Origin of the sequence: Halobacillus sp. BBL2006, assembly GCF_000786645.1 — a bacterium.
Classification (GTDB): domain Bacteria; phylum Bacillota; class Bacilli; order Bacillales; family Halobacillaceae; genus Halobacillus.
In genome coordinates, this window is the sequence record NZ_JRNX01000659.1 from 1 (window position 1) to 1,385 (window position 1,385).

Here is a 1,385-nt window from a genome sequence, read left to right on the forward strand (position 1 = left end):
TGCTCTTTATTTTTATGAAGCGCCGGCGTGACGATATGTGACGGAGGATCTTCATCTAATTGTAAAATCCATTCTCCTAAATCCGATTCCACCACTTCGCAGCCGCTCTTCTCAAGTGCTTCATTCAAGCCGATTTCCTCTGTGACCATCGACTTGGATTTGACCACTTTTTTCGCCTGCTTTTTATTAGCAATTTCCTGAATGTACGTATTCGCTTCTTCCGCATTTTCTGCGAAAAAAACTGTGCCGCCTCTTTTTTCTACCTGTTCACTTAATTGATGGAGATAGAAATCAAGGTTTTCCATGGTATGAGAACGAATCTCTTCCCCTAAAGTCCGCCATTCTTCCCAATCTCCAAGCTCTTCAGCCGCTTTTAACTTGCCTGAACGAAAGCGGCCCTGCGCTGAAGACACGGCTTTTCTCATAAACGCATTGTCGATTCCGTCCTGAATTCGTTCGGAATAAGCCTTCCTGCCGATTTTTATACTCATCGTAAGCTCTCCTTTCTTACTGGCTGTTTAACACCTGTGCAATATGAAGGACTTTCACTTCCTGTTCGTTTCTTCTTAAACGTCCGCCCATATTCATGAGGCATCCCATATCTCCGCCAATCAAATAGTCCGCCTTCGTTTCACCAATGTGTTCAGCTTTCTCCTGCACCATCTGCCCCGAGATCGCTGAATTCTTCACCGCAAATGTTCCTCCAAACCCACAACAGTCCTCTTTCAAAGGAAGCTCAATGAGATTAAGCCCTTTCACATTTTCTAATAATATCCTTGGAGCATCCGTCACGCCTAGTAATCGTGTCATATGGCAGGAAGGGTGATAAGTTGCTGTTCCTCGGAAGGTTGACCCCACATCTTCCACTTGCAAAACCTCGACCAGAAACTGGGTAAGTTCGTAGGTCTTGGCCGTCAGCTTTTCTGCTCTTTCCTTCCATCCCGGCTCATCCTTAAGTACCTTCGGATATTCTCTGAGCATATGCACACACGAGCCTGAAGGACCAACGACGTATTCGGATTGCTCAAAAGCCTTGATCATTTGTTTCATACCTTTTATGGATTCACTTTTATATCCACTATTGTAGGCTGGCTGTCCGCAGCATGTTTGATTGACCGGAAAATCAACTTCACAACCGAACCGCTCCAGCAATTGGACCGTGTCTTTTCCTACATCTGGTGTAACGGTGTCACATAGACACGTGATAAATAGGGAAACTTTCATTTCATTTCCTCCCAACATTATACATAAGGTCATCTGATGACCATTCTTAACAAAAAGGATGCTGATTGACCTCAGGATCCTTAATTTAAATAGTCCGACAAAGAATTCTCGACATGGCTTAAATGGGCAAGCATTGCTTCCCGTGCCTTTTCTTCTTCCTG

At 44.4% G+C, this 1,385-nt stretch carries 2 protein-coding genes; both read right to left on the reverse strand.

From position 1 onward, the window contains the following. On the reverse strand, positions 1-491 hold a 491-nt coding region (locus LD39_RS17865), incomplete at its 3' end, for an LUD domain-containing protein (RefSeq protein ID WP_035551002.1). Between the two features lie 16 nt (positions 492-507). Next, complete coding sequence (locus tag LD39_RS17870; RefSeq protein ID WP_035551005.1) at positions 508-1,224, reverse strand: (Fe-S)-binding protein; 717 nt, start codon at positions 1,222-1,224, stop codon at positions 508-510. Between the last annotated feature and the right edge of the window lie 161 nt (positions 1,225-1,385).

What these genes read in the sequence shown, in the direction of transcription:
- LD39_RS17870 (WP_035551005.1), bottom strand. Translation starts at nt 1,224, where the DNA reads ATGAAAGTTTCCCTATTTATCACGTGTCTATGTGACACCGTTACACCA.